The organism is Rugamonas sp. GW822-FHT03B10, from assembly GCF_058801745.1.
The window spans coordinates 1-15,956 of record NZ_JBXANP010000027.1; the positions used below are offsets into that span (position 1 = coordinate 1).

At 63.6% G+C, this 15,956-nt stretch carries 26 protein-coding genes; 13 read left to right on the plus strand and 13 right to left on the minus strand.

The window, feature by feature from the left end; translation table 11 throughout:
- Window positions 1-43: 43 nt before the first annotated feature.
- The 13 genes from AC1RQG_RS25640 to AC1RQG_RS25700 form a co-directional block, all read right to left on the minus strand.
- The gene (locus AC1RQG_RS25640) at window positions 44-529 is read right to left on the minus strand and encodes a TadE/TadG family type IV pilus assembly protein (protein ID WP_493135880.1); all 486 of its coding nucleotides are present in this window, start codon (window positions 527-529) and stop codon (window positions 44-46) included.
- Complete coding sequence (locus AC1RQG_RS25645) at window positions 526-2,016, minus strand: pilus assembly protein TadG-related protein (protein WP_493135882.1); 1,491 nt, start codon at window positions 2,014-2,016, stop codon at window positions 526-528. Before AC1RQG_RS25645 ends, AC1RQG_RS25640 begins: the two co-directional genes overlap by 4 nt.
- Before the next feature lie 585 nt (window positions 2,017-2,601).
- Window positions 2,602-3,711, minus strand: coding sequence for a tyrosine-type recombinase/integrase (locus AC1RQG_RS25650; protein WP_493135884.1), 1,110 nt, complete (start codon window positions 3,709-3,711; stop codon window positions 2,602-2,604).
- A gap of 1 nt (window position 3,712) precedes the next feature.
- Window positions 3,713-3,937, minus strand: coding sequence for a DUF4224 domain-containing protein (locus tag AC1RQG_RS25655; protein ID WP_493135886.1), 225 nt, complete (start codon window positions 3,935-3,937; stop codon window positions 3,713-3,715).
- 24 nt (window positions 3,938-3,961) lie between these two features.
- On the minus strand, window positions 3,962-4,174 hold the full coding sequence (locus tag AC1RQG_RS25660) for a hypothetical protein (protein ID WP_493135888.1): 213 nt from the start codon (window positions 4,172-4,174) through the stop codon (window positions 3,962-3,964).
- Window positions 4,171-6,054, minus strand: a complete 1,884-nt coding sequence (locus AC1RQG_RS25665; protein WP_493135890.1) for a DNA cytosine methyltransferase — start codon at window positions 6,052-6,054, stop codon at window positions 4,171-4,173. Before AC1RQG_RS25665 ends, AC1RQG_RS25660 begins: the two co-directional genes overlap by 4 nt.
- Window positions 6,051-6,947, minus strand: coding sequence for a recombination-associated protein RdgC (locus AC1RQG_RS25670; protein WP_493135892.1), 897 nt, complete (start codon window positions 6,945-6,947; stop codon window positions 6,051-6,053). Before AC1RQG_RS25670 ends, AC1RQG_RS25665 begins: the two co-directional genes overlap by 4 nt.
- A 15-nt stretch (window positions 6,948-6,962) precedes the next feature.
- Window positions 6,963-7,217 carry a hypothetical protein gene (locus tag AC1RQG_RS25675; protein ID WP_493135894.1) on the minus strand — a complete coding sequence of 85 codons (255 nt, stop codon included), beginning with the start codon at window positions 7,215-7,217 and terminating at the stop codon, window positions 6,963-6,965.
- Between the two features lie 72 nt (window positions 7,218-7,289).
- Window positions 7,290-7,499 (minus strand): hypothetical protein, encoded by a 210-nt coding sequence (locus AC1RQG_RS25680; protein WP_493135895.1) that lies wholly within the window; start codon window positions 7,497-7,499, stop codon window positions 7,290-7,292.
- Window positions 7,496-7,627: a hypothetical protein gene (locus AC1RQG_RS25685; RefSeq protein ID WP_493135897.1), complete on the minus strand. Its 132-nt coding sequence runs from the start codon at window positions 7,625-7,627 to the stop codon at window positions 7,496-7,498. The genes AC1RQG_RS25680 and AC1RQG_RS25685 overlap by 4 nt, the downstream gene beginning before the upstream one ends.
- Entirely contained in the window at window positions 7,624-7,947 is a 324-nt protein-coding gene (locus AC1RQG_RS25690) for a hypothetical protein (RefSeq protein ID WP_493135899.1), read from the minus strand. The genes AC1RQG_RS25685 and AC1RQG_RS25690 overlap by 4 nt, the downstream gene beginning before the upstream one ends.
- A gap of 160 nt (window positions 7,948-8,107) precedes the next feature.
- Window positions 8,108-8,506, minus strand: a complete 399-nt coding sequence (locus AC1RQG_RS25695; protein ID WP_493135901.1) for a hypothetical protein — start codon at window positions 8,504-8,506, stop codon at window positions 8,108-8,110.
- Between the two features lie 10 nt (window positions 8,507-8,516).
- Window positions 8,517-9,212, minus strand: coding sequence for a S24 family peptidase (locus AC1RQG_RS25700; RefSeq protein ID WP_493135903.1), 696 nt, complete (start codon window positions 9,210-9,212; stop codon window positions 8,517-8,519).
- Between the two features lie 83 nt (window positions 9,213-9,295).
- On the opposite strand from AC1RQG_RS25700, the gene AC1RQG_RS25705 reads away from it, so the two are divergent.
- The 13 genes from AC1RQG_RS25705 (at window position 9,296) to AC1RQG_RS25765 (ending at window position 15,956) form a co-directional block, all read left to right on the plus strand.
- Window positions 9,296-9,538, plus strand: a complete 243-nt coding sequence (locus AC1RQG_RS25705; RefSeq protein ID WP_493135905.1) for a transcriptional regulator — start codon at window positions 9,296-9,298, stop codon at window positions 9,536-9,538.
- A 42-nt stretch (window positions 9,539-9,580) separates the two neighbouring features.
- Window positions 9,581-10,210, plus strand: coding sequence for a toxin YdaT family protein (locus tag AC1RQG_RS25710; protein WP_493135907.1), 630 nt, complete (start codon window positions 9,581-9,583; stop codon window positions 10,208-10,210).
- Window positions 10,211-10,257: 47 nt separating this feature from the next.
- Window positions 10,258-10,413: a hypothetical protein gene (locus AC1RQG_RS25715; protein ID WP_493135908.1), complete on the plus strand. Its 156-nt coding sequence runs from the start codon at window positions 10,258-10,260 to the stop codon at window positions 10,411-10,413.
- Window positions 10,414-10,425: 12 nt separating this feature from the next.
- Window positions 10,426-10,812, plus strand: coding sequence for a Gp49 family protein (locus AC1RQG_RS25720; protein WP_493135910.1), 387 nt, complete (start codon window positions 10,426-10,428; stop codon window positions 10,810-10,812).
- Window positions 10,813-10,991: 179 nt separating this feature from the next.
- On the plus strand, window positions 10,992-11,357 hold the full coding sequence (locus tag AC1RQG_RS25725) for a hypothetical protein (RefSeq protein ID WP_493135912.1): 366 nt from the start codon (window positions 10,992-10,994) through the stop codon (window positions 11,355-11,357).
- A gap of 1 nt (window position 11,358) precedes the next feature.
- On the plus strand, window positions 11,359-11,709 hold the full coding sequence (locus AC1RQG_RS25730) for a hypothetical protein (protein ID WP_493135914.1): 351 nt from the start codon (window positions 11,359-11,361) through the stop codon (window positions 11,707-11,709).
- On the plus strand, window positions 11,709-12,002 hold the full coding sequence (locus AC1RQG_RS25735; RefSeq protein ID WP_493135916.1) for a DUF4406 domain-containing protein: 294 nt from the start codon (window positions 11,709-11,711) through the stop codon (window positions 12,000-12,002). The genes AC1RQG_RS25730 and AC1RQG_RS25735 overlap by 1 nt, the downstream gene beginning before the upstream one ends.
- Window positions 11,999-12,790 (plus strand): helix-turn-helix domain-containing protein, encoded by a 792-nt coding sequence (locus tag AC1RQG_RS25740; protein WP_493135918.1) that lies wholly within the window; start codon window positions 11,999-12,001, stop codon window positions 12,788-12,790. The genes AC1RQG_RS25735 and AC1RQG_RS25740 overlap by 4 nt, the downstream gene beginning before the upstream one ends.
- 9 nt (window positions 12,791-12,799) lie before the next feature.
- Window positions 12,800-13,570, plus strand: coding sequence for an ATP-binding protein (locus AC1RQG_RS25745; protein WP_493135920.1), 771 nt, complete (start codon window positions 12,800-12,802; stop codon window positions 13,568-13,570).
- Window positions 13,567-14,643: a tyrosine-type recombinase/integrase gene (locus AC1RQG_RS25750; RefSeq protein ID WP_493135922.1), complete on the plus strand. Its 1,077-nt coding sequence runs from the start codon at window positions 13,567-13,569 to the stop codon at window positions 14,641-14,643. Before AC1RQG_RS25745 ends, AC1RQG_RS25750 begins: the two co-directional genes overlap by 4 nt.
- A 51-nt stretch (window positions 14,644-14,694) precedes the next feature.
- Complete coding sequence (locus AC1RQG_RS25755) at window positions 14,695-15,387, plus strand: hypothetical protein (RefSeq protein WP_493135924.1); 693 nt, start codon at window positions 14,695-14,697, stop codon at window positions 15,385-15,387.
- A gap of 14 nt (window positions 15,388-15,401) precedes the next feature.
- Complete coding sequence (locus tag AC1RQG_RS25760) at window positions 15,402-15,611, plus strand: hypothetical protein (protein ID WP_493135926.1); 210 nt, start codon at window positions 15,402-15,404, stop codon at window positions 15,609-15,611.
- 138 nt (window positions 15,612-15,749) lie between these two features.
- The gene (locus AC1RQG_RS25765) at window positions 15,750-15,956 is read left to right on the plus strand and encodes a hypothetical protein (protein WP_493135927.1); all 207 of its coding nucleotides are present in this window, start codon (window positions 15,750-15,752) and stop codon (window positions 15,954-15,956) included.

Below are 15,956 nucleotides of genomic sequence, written 5' to 3' on the forward strand. Positions count from 1 at the left end.
CCGTTTGCCGCTCATACTCACTCCTTTAGCCTAGAATTATGGCTCAGGAGTGTCTACAAGAGTCGTGGCGATTCATAGTGATGTCGGCCGTCAGCAGCAATCCATTGTCACCGGTGATTGATGAGGTAAAGGACTGGAAAATTTCGTCAATCAGGTTAATGCGTATTGCCACCCGGATGGTGGAGGGGATGCTAAAACCGTCGCAGGGCAATCCGTCGCACTGGATCGCCACTGATGGGGCAGATGGACCTGGATTTAGCCCCGCCAGTTCCATCGCTACAATCGAGTTCGCCACCGCCACTTCACTGCTGGTCCTTGCCGAATTGCTCAGGGAGAGCTTCGGGACGGTTGACAGGTAAACGGCGGCATCGCGCGCCGCCTCGCGCGCCACTGCATAACAATAGAAGGCCCGTCCAAACAGCAGGGGAAACGCCAGCAGTATCATTATGAAGGGCAAGATGATGGCGAACTCGAGCGCGGCAATCCCCCGCTGGCGCGAGGTCGCTTTATATTGGTGCACCGTATTCATCTGCTTAGCTCCATGTCCCCGGCGAGAGATTGTTCCGGCACGGCACCCGCGAATTCCGCGCTAATGCTGGTTGCTGTGGCTGGCACCGTCATGAAGAATTTCCCAATCCCCAGAACGGTCGCCAAGGTGGCGGTGCCGGTCGCCACAGGGCAAGCCAACAACGGGATGTTCAATACGCGACGTCCACGCAAGCCAGGCTTATTGGACGTTGACGGTGCCAGGAAATTCGTCCCACTAGCCGCCATATACGGCGTCGGTGACGGATAGCTGCTGGCGATCGGGTTGCCAGGGTAGAGTGTCGACCAGTTCGTGGTCGCGAACGTCGTATAGCCGTTTGCAGGTTCCGGCGTGCCCGCGGAATACGCGGAAAATGGCACCGCCTTCGCATACGACCACAGTGGCCCGTACAAGTCGGCGGTGTTGGCGGGCATCATAGGTAGTGGGTCGGCGATGGTCCACAGCTTGTTGTTGTAGATTGTCGTTTGCGCGGCCTGGCCGTTGCGGGCGGTGGACATCCACGGAATGGCCGCGTTGTAGACGTACGGCTTGATGTTGAAATCAGGCGGCGCCGAATTCGGGCTGCACAAGCCGCCCGCGTATTGGTCGAAGCGGGAGTTGAGCTGTTGGAATAGTGCCGCGAGTGGAAACGGGCTTTGTACGGTGATAGGCGCGCCCATCACCCGTCCCATGGGCATGGTGCCGGTGCAGACGAATGGGCCGACGAGGGAAGTGTCCATGTTGGCGGACGAGCCCAGTGTGCCAAGTGGGTCTATGGGGTCGATCACGAAATTGACGGGCGTCGTCGCGTTTGGATTGAGCTGCATCAGGTCGTACGCGACACCTCGCCGGAAACCGAACTCGACGAGTTCAACGCTGGAGGCCGAATTGATGCGCGAAGCCGCCGGTGTCGCGGACAGTGCGCAGATGGCCAGCGGTGTGACGCGGATGTTCGACCGTCCGGCGATGGCCTGCCCGGATGTTGTCGATGCCGAACTCCCAGTGAGCAGCTGCATGAAAATGGAATTGACGGGGGGCATGGCTGGCGAAAGCGCCGCCGTATCCACCTTGGCGAACAACAGGCCGCTGGGCGAGGACTGTGCCGAGCCCGCGTCCAGCCATTCACCGTCCGCAGCAGAAGACGATGCGGCGAACTTGATCGCCGCGTCCGACCAGGTGACGGGTGTTGCGTTGTACTGGTACCGCATACTGGACGCTTCGGCGGCGGCTCGCGCCAATGCGCTGGTGACACCGGCCTGGGTGCCATTCAGCTCGTGGGCGGCGGCCAGAGCGACCCCGGTCGCCACGTCCTGCATCTCGTTGTGCCGGTTGTAGATTTGTGCCAGATCGAGTGCCAGACCGAACAGCCCAAGCAACAGAAGCGTCATTAGCGCAAACATGATCGCGACAGCACCACGCTGGGCGGACCGTTGGCCATCCGAGCTCAGCCGCATTGAGCCAAGGCGAGAAGTGAACAAGTTGCCGTTCATGTGTTTCGCGACGCCAGCCATGGATCACCCCTTTGTTCATCATTGCGGCCGAGAGTGCAGGCGGGAGGAGTTGTTCCCGCCGATCAATTCTAGCCAGCGGAAACCCGGAGGAATTGATGAGCGACAAACGAAGCCGGAACGGGATGGCTGGTGGCAACGGCTGGCGCCGGGCTCAAGGGATGTGCCGCAAACCTTGGTTGCGACGGCCGCCATGGCCAACGGGGAGACGAGACGAGGCATTTTGGCGGCACCCGTTGGAGCACGGCCGGTGCATGCCCCCTGCGATGTCCCTGAATTGGGTTGCCGTTAATTGGCAAACTTTGGCGGCACAGGCACAAAAAAGCCCCTAAGCTTTTGATTTCTTAGGGGCTTCTTGCCAAACTCTGGCAACGTTTGCTGTGTTCCTGGTGCCTCGGGCCGGAATCGAACCGGCACGCCTTGCGGCGGCGGATTTTGAGTCCAAAGCGTTACCTTTAAGAATCAATCACTTAGGGTTTAAAACTGTTCCGCAAAAGTTTCCGAGACAAGTTGTTTTCTCGGGGCTAGATCGCCGAGAGCGTCGCTTTTGCGGAACTAATCGCCGCGCTATTTCGTCGGCGGAACGAGCTTGCCACGGCGGTTCCGGACGTAATGCGAGGTCATCATCGGCGTCGAGTGACCGAGTTGCTCCTGCGCCGCCTCCATGCCGCGCTCGTCCTGGGTATCCGTGCCGGCCTTGGCCCGCAGGTCGCGCACCTGGTACTCCCGGATGCGGGCGTCCAGCAAGGGATTGGCCGCCGCCGCCGCGTCCCGCGCGCGGTCGAATGCGCCCCGCATTTGAGCATAGGTCATCGGCTGGCCGTCCTCGTTGTTGATCAGCATCAGGCTGCTCGACTTGCGCTCCTTGATGCGTTGCATGACGTCGGCCAGCTCTCCCTCGATGCGGAAGCGCACCTTCTTGTCCCCCTTGTTCTGTTTCACCAGCAGGGCGCCATCGCGCTCGTCGGCGCGCGTCATCTTGCGCACGTCGGCCGGGCGCTGGCCGGTGAGGTATGCGATCTCCAACAGGTCGCGCAGCGGCGCCTCGGCCACGGCCAGCACGGCATAGTAGACATCGTCCTCGACGTAGATATCGCGCCCGCTCTCCTTGTGCCCCTTGACGCCGGCGCACGGGTTGCTCTTGCTGGTCAGGCCATGGGCGCGCGCGGTGTTCCAGATGTGCGAAAACAGCGCCTTCTCGCGGTTTGCCCGGACATGGCCTTCATTGTCCGAGACTGGCACCAGCTTGCGGCCGCGCTTCTCCCGCGCGACGTTCTTTTCGTGCGCGGTGGCCACAGCCATCTTGACCCGCCAGCTGAGGTATTGGGTGATGTGGTACGGCTCGATGTCATCCAGCACCACGGGCGGGTCGTCGAAGAATTTGTACAGGAACTCGACCTCGCGCTGGTTGTCGATCTGCGTGCGGTGGGCCTTCTTTGGGACGACCTCGCGGAAGTAGAACTCCGCCGCGACGCGGAAGGTGACGATCTGCGCCACGCCCCGGCCGCTCATGGTCAGCTCGGCCCACTTCTGGACCGCCACCACGTAGTCTTTGCCGAGCGGGATTTCCTTGCGCGGCTTGGCGCCGGTGTCCAGGTAGTAGTGGACGCGGTCGCCGCGGTGCCGGGCGCGCATGCCTGGCGGCAGGTTGGTGTTGCGGCTTGCTTTGCGGCCCATGTCAATTCGCCTTCAGTACCTTGGGGACCCACGGCTGCTTCACAGGCGCGGCCGGCGCGGCCGCCATGCCGCGTCCCTCGATGGCGGCGCGCGCTACCACTGCGCGGCCGAGCGCGTTCACGAAGAACGGTATCCCCATGCGGCGCAACTGGTCCACCTGCAAGCTTTTGAACTTGCGGCCGGTGAGCACCGCGACTTCAGCATCTTCCAGAAACATCGTGGTCATACTTTCCATCCTATCACTTTAAATTCACTGCTCGCGCGGCGCCGTCATCAGCACGGAACGTTGGCCGCGCGGCACCGCGTCGCCCGCGCGCGTGGCGCCGGCTGGCATCTGCTCCGGTGCATCTAGCGTTCCGCACATCAGCGCGCCCAGCAGGCCGCTGTCCTGGTAGGTCCATGCCAGGCCGTCATAGACCTTCGACCGTGCGGCGCGGCCGCCGGTCACGGTGGTGGTGGTCATGCTGCACCGCCTTGCGAAGCCGCGATGGCGATTGCCACCGGCTGTACCCAGATTGGCATGGCGCTGAGCATGAACGTCTCGCCGGCGGCAGCCAGCAGCAGCGTGGTGCCCATTACGTTGGCGATCGCCTCAGCCGCGTCCGGAGGTACGGCGTTGCCGATGCGCTCGCGGTGCGCACTGTCGTTGGTGCCGTCGAAGCACAACACGCGGCCGGACTCGCCCGCGGCGCGGTCAATTTCGCGCTGGGTTTGCGGGTCCGACGACCAGTGTTCGTCCGGATCGATCAGGGACTGCAGGGCGGCCAGTTCCAGCGTGGTGAACGGCCGGTGCCAGGTGCCGTCCAGCGCGCGGATGATGGCCACCGTCTTGTCGTTGGGCGCGGGCAGCGCCGGCGCCTGGTCGATCCGTGGGTCAGCTATCGACCAGCGGCCGTTGTCGTAGCCCGCCGAGGCGCTGACGGCGCCGCTCTGGCCATCCCATGGCAGTACGCCGTAGTGGCCGCCGGTCAGGTAGGCATCGCCGGCCTTGCGGTTCAGCGTGCGCGGGTCGGCGACGGCGAACGCGCCCTGGCCGGTGGTGCTGCCTGCGATCACTGTGCCGGCCGGCCCGTCGAATGGCGTGACCAGGTACTTGCCTGAGCCTTCAAAGCCGCTGGCCGAGCGCGGATCCGCCACGGCATAGGCGCCCTGGTCGTCGCCCCCGATCACGGTGCCGGTGCGCTTGTCCCAGCGCGTGACGGCATACTTGCTGAACACTGGGCCTGCTGGTGGCCGAGGATCCGCGACCGAGTACCGGCCGCCCCCTGGTGCAGACTGCGCACTGATCACCCCGCTTGTCGCTTCCCACGGCATGACGCCGTATTGGCTATATTCGGCAGCGGTGTCCATGCGCGGGTCGGCGACCGAGTAGGCGCCAGTGGTCGGCGTGCCGCGTCCGGACACGGCGCCGGCATGCTCGTCCCAGCCATTCACGCCCAGGTAGTCGCCGAAGCGCTCGGGCAGGATCAGGTAATCGGCCAGGTGGCCGTTCTCGACGGCGAGCTTGTTCAGGGAGCGCCAGTCGCTGCCGGCCTCCACGAATGCCAGGCGCACCCAAGTTTTCCACTGCAGGCGCGGAATGCGGTGCATCGGGCCGCCGACGGCATCGCCGGGGAATGGCATGCGGCCGAGGACATCGCCCACGGCGCGCAGGCGCTTCTTCTGTGGCTCGTAGAGGAACGGCGGCACCTTCTCCATGTGGCGCGCCACCAGCAGAAAGCGCTTGCGGCTTTGGGCCAGGCCGCCCAGTTCGCCGCAGTCGTGCGTGGTTTCGGCTACCGCGTAGCCGAAGCTCTGCAACAGCTGGTTGATCTGGTCCAGCAGGTGCCGGCCGCGCGTCGCCAAGCGTGGTACGTTCTCGAAGACGATCAGGTCGACCGGGTCGGCGGCCCACGCCTCGGCCATCAGCCAGATGCAGCGCAGCGTCAGCTCGTTCAGCGCCTGGTACTTGGCCGTTTTGCTCAGCGACTCGCTCAGCAGGCCGGACGCGCCCTTGCACGGGGAGCTGATAAATACGACATTCGGCGCTTCGTTGCCGGCGGCGCGCCGGATGTCCACCGGCGTGGCTTCGCGCCAGCCAGCAGGTGGTTCCTTGCCGTGGAATGCCGTGTACTGCGCGCGCGTGAACAGGTCCATGACCGTGCCCGGGCGGCCGGGCCCGGCGTGGTCGAAGTCACGTATCGCCGCCGGGTCGTTGTCGATGCCGCCGATGCAGCGGAAGACGGCGGCCATGTTGCCGACCTGCGGCCGCGCCTTGTTGAATCCCTTTTTGCCGCCGCCCAGGCCACAGCAGAAATGGAAGTGGCGGATTTCCTTGGTGCTGGTGATGAGGTCGCGCTTCATGCCTTCGCCTCCCCGCCCAAGGCGTCGACCAAGTCGGCCAGCAGCTTGGCCAGCTCGCCCGACATCAGCGAAAAGTCGCCGTCGAAGCGCTCGCTGTCGTTGCGCGCGGGCGCGTCCTTCTCCCCCAGTACGTCCAACGGCTTGACCTGCTTGATGGCCAGAGCCTTGTCCAGCACGAAGCTGATCTTGCTGTCCCATGTCATGGCCATACGCGTGCACTGCTTGCCAGCCTTGATATGCCACAGGACGCTGGCTGGATCGAGCGTGTGACGCTTGTAGGCTACCTGCGCCTTGCTCTCGCCGACGGCGCGCAGCGTGGCGTCCATGTCGACGGTGAAGCCGGCCGGCGCGTCGTCCTGCTCCAGCCATTCCGTCATCATGGCGACCGGCGAGCGCTGCACGCGCAGGCTCTCCAGCGGTATGCGGTCCACGGCCTTGAGCAGGTGCTTGATCACTTCGTCGGCCTTGCTCGCACTGGCCGCATCCACCACCAGCCAACCGTTCTTTGGATCGATCCAGACGCGCGTGATGTTGCGGATGCTAAACGCGCGTGGCAGCAGCTCATCGGCCACGCGCTCCTTCAGCTCCTTCATGGCCTTCTTGCCCGGCGCGAAGCCCTGGGCTTCCTCCAGTTCGAAGGCGCGTGCCTTGGTGACCTGGTTGATCACGACCGCCGGCAGCAGTTTTTTCTCGGTTTCCAGCTGCAGCAGGAACTGGTCGCCGACGACGTGCACGAGTTCTCCGCCGGCGCATGGCGCCGACCAGCCCTGGCGCAGCAGCTCGTTGCTGCTGGCCGGCGTGAATGCGGCGCTGGTCAGGGCTGTGATCAGAGCCTCGGCGGTCATTGCCCACGGCACGGGCAGGCGATAGGGTTGCAGATTCTTGAAAAACATAAGGTCCTTGGATCGTTAGGTAATGTCGGGCGCCAGGGAAATTTCCTCTGGCGCGACGGGTTCAGGGCTGCCGGTAAGGTAGACATCGACGTCGACACCGCCGCCCGAGGCTTGGAAATTGAGGCACTGGATGAATCGATTGCGGCCTTGGTACACCACGGGGTGGGCAATCTGCAGGGCGTGCAGCAGCACGCGGTTGTGGCGCTCAGCGGCGTCACGCTTGCTGAGCGACAAGCTCGGTGCTGGTCCGCGCGCGCCCATGATCACCACCAGTTCCAGACGACCGCGACGGTGATGCCGCCGATGATCAGCACTTCGATCAGGGCGTCACGGCAGGATGGCTTAGCCATGGGCGACCTCCGCAGACAGCAGGCCGGCCTGCTGCAGCCGCAGCTCAGACTGGCGCTCAGCGAGCAGCGCGTCCAGCAGCTCGCGCCCGATGCTGACCTGCTGGTGATACAGCTGGCGGGTGCGCTCCACGCAGTGCTGGTGCTGGCGCAGCGCGTTCCACCGGCGCGCCGCGCGCCAGAGCAGATAGGCCCAGCAGATCATGGGATCACCCGATAGCTGATTCCCAGCGCGCCGTTGTCGTAGGCCGCATCCACCAGGGCGCCGATGTCGCCGATGGCCGGGTAGGTGCACTGCTCAACGGCGGTCTGGATGGTGATGAGGAACTTCATGACGCCACCCGGGCGGAAGCGGCATGTTCGCGCATGGCCTTGGCGCGCAGATGGTCGCGCCCATGGTGGCTCCACAGCTCGGGCGGCACGCCGGCCAGCCAGCGGCGGATGATCTCGCGGCCCAGCTTCTCGGCCAGCTCGCCGGCAGCCACGTCGCCGAAGTCCACTGGGTTCGCCTGGGCGATGTGCCACAGCGTCGCCAGATACTGGTCGGTGTAGTTGGTCAACGCGCCCGCGTCAGTGCGGATGTCGAAGGTGATGGTGTAGCTCGCAGAGCCATGCGCTTCGCGAATTGCGGGGTGTGGTACCGGTTCGGGCATCGTGTTCTCCTGTGCAAGCCATCACGGCGATGGCGACAGGAGAGAGATTACCAAACGGTAATTGATAGGTCAATACCAAACGGTAATGATGTGGCGCAGAGATAATATTTTTGTATTCTTGCGCCTGCTGTGGTCAACTGCTTGCCGAGGCTACGCGGCCCTACATCTCGAAAAAGCCGTATCCACTGAGACTTCGATCGAATAATGGGAGGCGCTCAAGGTGGCCATGCAGCTCTTCCTTTACAAGAGCTGCAATCTTGGGCCGCATTTTCCCGCGAGCTACCCATTCATCAATGCGAGAAATAGCGTGCGTTCCGAAGACTTGACGTGAGCTGTGGCTGATAAACGCGGAAGTGGGCAAATTGGAGAATTCCGAGGCGACGAAATATGCAGCTGCCTCGCAGGCGTTCATCTGCTTTCTTCGGTCGCGTTCAATTTCATAGAGCGTCCGACCACATAACGGATCGAGGCTTGGCGCATGGATTCCAAGATCCAGGAGGCGATTCGCAACCCTTGCGGCAAATATCCCGCACAAAATTGGCTCGAGAATATTTGCCATTGCCGGCTCCTTAGAAATGGTCGCCTTCGCGACGCACGATCCGACCGATGATTATGCACTCGGCGCCGCCGCACTGGCGCCTATAGAAGCGTCGCTGATCGGCGTTATCGGACATTAACCACCATTTCCCCATGTCCCGCGAAAGTCGCTTAATCACGGCTTCGCCGTCATAGTTGACCGCGAACACCGCATTGTCCATGGGCTTGGTGTCGGCTAGGTTTATGACGACCGTATCCCCTTCGTAGAAAGTAGGCTCCATGCTTTCTCCGCGAACTCCCATCGAGATAAGTCTGTTCGGGTCCAGTCCTTTTCGCTCGACCCAGCTACGGGATAAGCCAAGTGAGCCGCCGTCAATCATGTCCGGTTCGGTTTGAAAACCGGTAACACCCGCTTGGAGTCGCAGTTTTACACGAGGAATTTGGTAGAGAGCGGGGGAATCGTCGTCCAGAACCACCACCGGCTTTGCCCCTTTGATTGCCGCTAAGTCGACCATTGCCTCATCAGAAGGCGCATCGAGCCAACCGGCAGGCAAGCCGCACTGTTCCTCAATGCGCCGCGCCTTTTTTTCCCCGAATGATTTGGTCTTTAGTAACGCTGATACCTCACCCTGGTTTTGCCCAGTGGAGGCAACAAAGTCTGCCTGAGACTTGTATCGCGTTTCAATAAGTTCCGCCAGCCGGGCGCGTCTGATGTCTTGAATTTCCATCCTCCGATTGTCCAGTTAAATTACCTTCCGGTAAATCACCAAATGGTATTGACCTTACCATTACCATTCAGTAATATCTCGACATGCACAAACTTCTCGCCTACCTGAACAGCCTGCCAAAGGAATCCCGCGCAGCCTTCACGTCCCAATGCGGAACCACTGAAGGCTATCTGCGCAAAGCCATCAGCACTCACCAGCGGCATGACGCCAAGCTCTGCATCAACATCGAGCGCGAGTCCAAAGGTGTCGTGCGATGTGAGGATTTGCGCCCGGACTGCGACTGGGCGTACATCCGGGGAACTGCTCGGCCATCAGTCGGGTATTGAAGCCTCCATGTTTCAAGAATAACCATTTCAAAAAGGAAGCGCATGCGGAACGAATCACACCAAACCATGGTCGGCACCATCCGGGAGCACGTCATTGCCTGGCGCAAGCACGAGGGCTGGAGCCGCGAAGCCGTTGTTCAAGTGATCGTGGAGGCGCATGAGCGCATCGAGGGGCCGGCCACCACCGGCATCGTGTTCGACCCCACTACGCAGGATCTGTTCGAGCGCCAGAAGGTGAACGCGGAGCGCGTATTTCGCTGGCTGGACGACGAGACCAAGGAATCGAACCTGCTGCCGGTGAACTTCATCCACTCGATCTGGGCGGCCATGCCGATGGATGTGCGCCTGCCATGCATTGCTGACTGCGTGCGCCCGGTCGGCGTGGTGGCCTCCAGCGCCGACGCCATCGACGACGACGAATTCGACTGCCAGCAGCACCTTCGCCACCTGGTGAAGGTGTCGGCCGAAGCGCACCTCGCGCTGATCAACGCGCATCCCGGCGCCGGCCTGACCGAGCTGGAGCAGGCCCGCAAGCAGATCGAGGACGTGCACGAGGCCACCAGCCGCACGCGCCGCGCGCTTGCCGGTGCGATCGCGCGTTTGCGCGCCGGCGCGGCCAAGGTTCGTGCGCTGCGCCCGCTGCAGATGATGCGCCGCAAGCGTCAAGGGTAGCCGGGCCACCGCGCCCCGATCCGCGCGGCATTCAATCAGGACCCACCATGAAATTTGCGATCCAGATCGCCGCCGGCGCCGTGTTGCTGATGGCGACCGAATACACCGTGGCCTATTACGCCATCAGCGCCGCGCCAGCACTGCTGAGCGCGGCCGCACCCAGCAGCAACCAATCCGCGCCGGCCGGCCGCCGGCCCCATTAGGAGCATTTACCCATGGATGACCATGCAATCGAAACGGCAATTCAGACCAAAGGCCTGACCGCACCGCGCATCATGCCAGCCGACGTGCTGGCTGCCATCGCCAGCGAACACTACTTCACCGCCGACGAAGGTGTGATCGGCGCCCGCTGGCACGTCGCCGACAGTGACGAAGCCATGATCCAGCTGGACAACGACATCCCGGAGCCGCTGCAGCTCTTGACGTTCTGCGTGCTGGTCCTGCAGAACGGCTTCACCGTCACCGGCGAATCGGCCTGCGCCAGCCCGGAAAACTTCGACGCCGAGATCGGCCGCCAGGTGGCGCGCCAGAACGCCATCAACAAGATCTGGCCGCTGCTGGGCTACCAGCTTAAAGAGCGTTTGGCGGGTGCATCTGCATGACGGCGGCGTACCAAACGCAGCAGCAAGCGCCGTCGAACATCCCGTTCTACCCCGGCCACGTCATGACCCGCCAGCACTACGAACGCCTGGCCAGCGAAGCAGCCGGCCAGAAATAGAAAAAGCCCGCGGTCGAGGCGGGCTTCAGGTAACGCAACATCAAACTTCAGGAGCAATTATATATGAAACTCCCCATCAAGAACTCGCGCGGCCGCGCCGTGTTGGAAGTGCTGTGCGACGGGCCAGCGACGGTCCACCAAGGCATCGAGCGACATGGCGACCTGGGCATCAGCCTCATCGCCATGCGCCGTCTGTACGTCGGCCTCGAGCTCACCAACTGCTGCTCGAGCAACGGGCTGGTGTACACCATCACGCATCAGGCGCTGAACATGCTACGGCCTTCGGAGTCGGTCGAGCCGGCCGCATCCAACGTCACGCCGCCGCGCTATCAGGGCGACTGGCAGGGGCCGGCGCTGACCGCCAGCTCGGCCCAGCGCGCCGGCAGCGCCTTCGGCTTCTCCCGCGACGTGATCGCGGCGCGGGGCTGACATGGGCGCGTTCTGCGTATTCGGCATCAGCCGCAGCTTCTGTAAGGAGCAAGCGGCGCGCAAGCTGCCCACCTACGACATGACCATCGACGAATGGAGCGCGCGCCGCGACGAGCTGGCCGCCAAGCTGTTCGAGGAAGGTGAAAAGCCCGTCCGCATCAGTCCGGAATTCGACTCGCCGCAGTTCTGCGCGGACTGGATGGCAGTTACCCCGGCCGAGATCCGCCTGGCCAAGGTCATGGTGCGCGGCCCCAAGTTCGACAAGGGGGGGGCGCCACTCAAGCGCAATGGCGTGCAGGTGATGACCTGGCACGAGTTTACGGACGTCCATCAATTCAATAAGGGCCGCTGATGAAGAAAATCTACATTGCCGGTCCTATGACTGGCCTGCCACAACTGAACTTCCCAGCCTTCCACACCGCAGCTGCTGAGCTGCGCGCCAAGGGTCACGACGTCATCAACCCCGCTGAGATCAACCCGGACCCCACTGCGAAGTGGTGCGACTGCATGAAGGCCGATATCGCCCAGCTGGTCACCTGCGACGCGATCTACCTGCTGCCAGGCTGGGAGCGCTCGCGCGGCGCCACGCTGGAGCACCATATTGCCAGCGAGATCGGAATCCGGGTCGTGAAAGCGACGGCATGAGTATCGCCCTGATGACCCTCGCCTGGAAGATGGACCTGCCGACGCATCCGAAAATGGTGCTTCTGGCGCTGTGCGACAACGCGAACGACCAGGGCGAGTGTTACCCGTCGGTTGCCATGCTGGCGGAGAAGTGCAGCATGGCTGAGCGCAGCGTCCAAAAGCACATCGCCGACATGGAGAAGGTCGGCATCATCACGCGCTCCTATCGCAACGGCCGCAGCACGGTTTACCAGATTGACCCCCGCAAATTGTGCACCCCTGCAGCAGATGCACCCCCGCAGCATATGCACCCCACCCCCGCAACTGGTGCACCCCCACCCCCGCAACCGGTGCACCCCACCCCCGCAACCGGTGCACCCATAACCATCATAGAACCATCAATAGAACCATCAAGTAAACAAAAGCGCCGGCAGGGCGGCGTGGATGCGTTCTGCGCGAAGACCGCGCTGCTGGCCGAGGGCGTGTCGGAGCAGGTGGCCGACGACTGGATCCTGGTGAGGAAAGCCCACCGGGCGCCGCTGACCGCGACCGCTCTGACCCAGGTGAAGCGGGAAGCGGAAAAGGCGGGCATGAGCCTGGACTCGGTAGCGGCGCTCTGCTGCGCGCGCAACTGGCGCGGATTCCAGGCGGAGTGGGTGCTGCAGCCAAGTCGCGGCGCCCAAGCCGGACAGCTGGGCGGCAAGTTCGCTGTCGGCGGGAAGGACCACAGCAGCAGCCGCAAGGCGATGCAGGAATCCATGGACCGGCGCGGTATCACCGTCGCCGATGACGACGATCAACCCTTGTAGGAGAACTGGATGGAAGGTATCTCGAATCTGCTGGGCGCCGCCAGCGTGCTCAGCACGCTGCGGGAAGTAGCAGGGTCTTGCGAGCAACACGGGGAAAGCGTGGCCCTGCTGCCGAAGAACCCGCGCGCGGGCCGGACGGAATGGTACTGCGCGGCGTGCGCCGAGGAAAAGCGCGGTGCCGACGACCGCGCCGCCTGGCTGCGCGATCGCAATGAAACCCTGAATCGCATAGCCGGCCTGCCGCCACGGTATCAAGGCAAGACGTTTGCCGCCGGCACCGAGCAGCAAAAGCAGGTCCGGGCGACGGTCCGCGCCTTCCGTGATGCGATCACGACCGAGCGGCGCTGGGCGGTTCTGGCCCTGGTGGGTGAAACGGGGACCGGGAAGACCCTGCTGGTCTGTGAGCTGGCTCAGTCGTTGATCGACAAGTGCTCGATGTCGGTTCGCTACTGCACGGCCAGCCAGATGATTTCGGAGATTCAGGCGACGTATGGGCGTGAAGGGAAGTCAGAAGAGCAGGAGGTGGCCCGCTTCGCCCAGTTCGACCTGCTGGTGCTGGATGAGCTGGACGCCATTCGCTCGACTGAGAACGCCGCCTTGCTGCTGACCGAGGTCATCAACCGGCGCTACAACGCCGAGCGCCCGGTGGCCGTGATCAGCAACCAGCCGCTGCCGCTGCTGCGGAAGTACGTCGGCGATCGAGTCTTCAGCCGCCTGCAAGAGAACGCGCTCGTATGCGCACACGACTGGGAAGATCAGCGCCCGGCGATTGCCGCATGAGCGTTTCGCTGTTCAAGGTCGGGCGGACCTGGCACTACCGGTTCCAGCTTCGCCCGTTCGGGCGGGTGCAGCGCAGCACCCGCGAGCACAACCGGGCCCGCGCCGAGCGGGTCGCCCACAAGGCCTACGATGACGCGGTCGACCGCGCCAACGGCGGCGAGCCGATCCCCACGCTCAAGCAGCTGATCGCCGAATGGTTCGAGCTCCGGGCGCCGCACTCGAGCGACGACCATGTGCGCAGCGTCGACGTGTTCAAGCGCCTGCACCTGTACGAGCTGGGCGACATGCTGGTGAGCGAGATCGACACAACAGCAGTGGAGCGCGCCCGCAGCGAGCACCTGAAAACCCACAACTTCGCGTCCGCCAACCACTGGCTGCGCATCCTCAAGCTGCTGGTCAACTGGGCCGTCAAGCGCGAGATCCTGCCGCGCCTGCCCTGGGCCGTGGCCATGCTCAAGGTGCAAAAGCGCCCGCGCGCCATCCTGCCGGTCGCGACTGCCACCAGCTGGTTCGACGCCATCGATCGCGCCGCGGTGCGCACGCCGCCGGTCAGCATCGCCGTGCGCCTGATGCTCCTGCTGGGCCTGCGTGAGTCGGAGGCAATCACGGCGCGCTGGGAGTGGTTCGATTGGGAGCGTCGCACCTACACGCCCGGCAAGACCAAGGGGCGCGAGGCCGATCCGCTTCCGCTGTTCGATGCCCTGATCGACTACCTGGCGCCGCTCCGCCGCCCCGAAGGCCTGGTGGTCTGCCAGCAGGACGGCAGCGAGTTCGGCCCCGGCTTCGCGCGCGCCCACATCCGGGCCGCCAACACCGCGACCTCCGTCAAGGGCATCACCCCGCACCGCCTGCGCGGCACCATCGCCACGCTGATGAGCGAGGCCGGCGCGCCGGTGCAGGACGTGCAGGCCTACCTGCGCCACAAGGACGTGCGCACCACCATGACCTACCTGGAGCGCAACATGGTTCGCATCACCACGGCGCAAGCCGAAATCGCCGCGAAAACTGGTTTCCAGTGGCGGAAAAGTGGCGAAGTCCCAGAAAGCAGCCTTAGTGAAATAAGCACCTCATGATTATTGAGGATCATCAGATTTTTACCGACCAACCAGCAGAAGGATAAGAAAATGACAATCGAAATCGACGCCATTTTGGCGCTGATCCAGAGGCGCCCGAACATCCGTACCGTCGAAATCGCGGACATCATCGACTGCGACCCTGACCAGGTTGAGCCGGCGCTGCAGGGCCACATCGCCAGCGGCGCCATCACCGTCATCCCGGTCACGGCGCCCAATGGCCGCCCTGCGAACGCCTTTGTGTCCAACGCACCAGCATGCGGTGAGCCAGTCGTCAAGGTTCCCCGCTTCGCCGAGCAGGCCGTGACACCATCGGCGAGCAAGGTGGATGCCGCCGTGCGCTACGTGAAGGCCAACGGGTCCGCCAGTTCGATCGAGCTGCGTCGCGTTATGGAATTGACGGGCACGCAAAACCCGTTGTCCTATCTCAGCGCAGCGCTGAAGGATGGGCGCCTGAGAAAGCATGGCGTCAACTACTACCCGGCTGCCGCGCCCGCAGGCCGGGCCGAGGTAAGCGGCGGTGCGGCGCCGGCCACCGACGTCGCGCCGGCGCGCCGGAAACCGATCGTTCGCCGCCAGAAGGCGCAAGGCCCTGATGCCGCCGTGCCAAAGCCGTTCCGCTGCGCCATCTGGTCCGATGGCGAGATGGAGCTGCGCCGTGACGGCGCGACCTTCGCCACCCTTACCCAGGCCGAACTGGCCATCGTCGTCAAAGAAGCCGCTGCGCGCGGCATCCAACCCTAGAAAGGAAATAGCCCATGGCAATGATTGTCCTGACCCTGCAAGACCTCCCCGATGGCACCGTTGATGTGAAGATGAACTTGGAGCCGCCGGTGCCGTCGGATGACCAGAACCAGCTCACCATGGCTCAGCGCCTGGCTGCGACGGCGCTGAACGCGATCCACTCGACCATCCAGGAGGAGCCGCCGCGTCTCCAGCTGGTCGGCGCTGACGAGATGCCGCACTGATGCTGCCGCGCGAACTCGCTGAGAGGCTAAAGCGGGCCGCGCGCACGCCGGTCGTCGATGGCGACGACCGGCCTCGCCGGATCGCCATCGACCGCGTGACGGCCTGGGGCCACCTTCACTACCCCGAATATTTCAAGGATGAACAAAATGACAGGACGCCACCCCCGCCTTTGCGTCGGGGAAGACCACCCAAAGGCTGAGTTGACGGACAAGGAAGTGGAGCGTGTGCGCGAGCTGCGCGAGGCAGGCTGGAGCTATCGCCAGCTGGCCGCCGCCTTCCGGCAGAGTAAGGGCGGCATCGTCAAGATCTGCCTCTACCAGCGCCGCGCAGTGGTTCCCATGTAA

Excerpts from the sequence above, each read along its gene's own strand:
- AC1RQG_RS25660 (WP_493135888.1), bottom strand. The coding sequence starts at position 4,174 with ATGACCACCACCACCGTGACCGGCGGCCGCGCCGCACGGTCGAAGGTC.
- AC1RQG_RS25730 (WP_493135914.1), top strand. The coding sequence starts at position 11,359 with ATGGGCGCGTTCTGCGTATTCGGCATCAGCCGCAGCTTCTGTAAGGAG.
- AC1RQG_RS25765 (WP_493135927.1), top strand. The coding sequence starts at position 15,750 with ATGAACAAAATGACAGGACGCCACCCCCGCCTTTGCGTCGGGGAAGAC.
- AC1RQG_RS25645 (WP_493135882.1), bottom strand. The coding sequence starts at position 2,016 with ATGAACGGCAACTTGTTCACTTCTCGCCTTGGCTCAATGCGGCTGAGC.
- AC1RQG_RS25685 (WP_493135897.1), bottom strand. The coding sequence starts at position 7,627 with ATGAAGTTCCTCATCACCATCCAGACCGCCGTTGAGCAGTGCACCTAC.
- AC1RQG_RS25705 (WP_493135905.1), top strand. The coding sequence starts at position 9,296 with ATGCACAAACTTCTCGCCTACCTGAACAGCCTGCCAAAGGAATCCCGC.
- AC1RQG_RS25650 (WP_493135884.1), bottom strand. The coding sequence starts at position 3,711 with ATGGGCCGCAAAGCAAGCCGCAACACCAACCTGCCGCCAGGCATGCGC.
- AC1RQG_RS25680 (WP_493135895.1), bottom strand. The coding sequence starts at position 7,499 with ATGATCTGCTGGGCCTATCTGCTCTGGCGCGCGGCGCGCCGGTGGAAC.
- AC1RQG_RS25700 (WP_493135903.1), bottom strand. The coding sequence starts at position 9,212 with ATGGAAATTCAAGACATCAGACGCGCCCGGCTGGCGGAACTTATTGAA.
- AC1RQG_RS25745 (WP_493135920.1), top strand. The coding sequence starts at position 12,800 with ATGGAAGGTATCTCGAATCTGCTGGGCGCCGCCAGCGTGCTCAGCACG.
- AC1RQG_RS25640 (WP_493135880.1), bottom strand. The coding sequence starts at position 529 with ATGAATACGGTGCACCAATATAAAGCGACCTCGCGCCAGCGGGGGATT.
- AC1RQG_RS25735 (WP_493135916.1), top strand. The coding sequence starts at position 11,709 with ATGAAGAAAATCTACATTGCCGGTCCTATGACTGGCCTGCCACAACTG.
- AC1RQG_RS25755 (WP_493135924.1), top strand. The coding sequence starts at position 14,695 with ATGACAATCGAAATCGACGCCATTTTGGCGCTGATCCAGAGGCGCCCG.
- AC1RQG_RS25760 (WP_493135926.1), top strand. The coding sequence starts at position 15,402 with ATGGCAATGATTGTCCTGACCCTGCAAGACCTCCCCGATGGCACCGTT.
- AC1RQG_RS25690 (WP_493135899.1), bottom strand. The coding sequence starts at position 7,947 with ATGCCCGAACCGGTACCACACCCCGCAATTCGCGAAGCGCATGGCTCT.
- AC1RQG_RS25665 (WP_493135890.1), bottom strand. The coding sequence starts at position 6,054 with ATGAAGCGCGACCTCATCACCAGCACCAAGGAAATCCGCCACTTCCAT.
- AC1RQG_RS25715 (WP_493135908.1), top strand. The coding sequence starts at position 10,258 with ATGAAATTTGCGATCCAGATCGCCGCCGGCGCCGTGTTGCTGATGGCG.
- AC1RQG_RS25740 (WP_493135918.1), top strand. The coding sequence starts at position 11,999 with ATGAGTATCGCCCTGATGACCCTCGCCTGGAAGATGGACCTGCCGACG.
- AC1RQG_RS25720 (WP_493135910.1), top strand. The coding sequence starts at position 10,426 with ATGGATGACCATGCAATCGAAACGGCAATTCAGACCAAAGGCCTGACC.
- AC1RQG_RS25725 (WP_493135912.1), top strand. The coding sequence starts at position 10,992 with ATGAAACTCCCCATCAAGAACTCGCGCGGCCGCGCCGTGTTGGAAGTG.
- AC1RQG_RS25750 (WP_493135922.1), top strand. The coding sequence starts at position 13,567 with ATGAGCGTTTCGCTGTTCAAGGTCGGGCGGACCTGGCACTACCGGTTC.
- AC1RQG_RS25655 (WP_493135886.1), bottom strand. The coding sequence starts at position 3,937 with ATGACCACGATGTTTCTGGAAGATGCTGAAGTCGCGGTGCTCACCGGC.
- AC1RQG_RS25670 (WP_493135892.1), bottom strand. The coding sequence starts at position 6,947 with ATGTTTTTCAAGAATCTGCAACCCTATCGCCTGCCCGTGCCGTGGGCA.
- AC1RQG_RS25710 (WP_493135907.1), top strand. The coding sequence starts at position 9,581 with ATGCGGAACGAATCACACCAAACCATGGTCGGCACCATCCGGGAGCAC.
- AC1RQG_RS25695 (WP_493135901.1), bottom strand. The coding sequence starts at position 8,506 with ATGGCAAATATTCTCGAGCCAATTTTGTGCGGGATATTTGCCGCAAGG.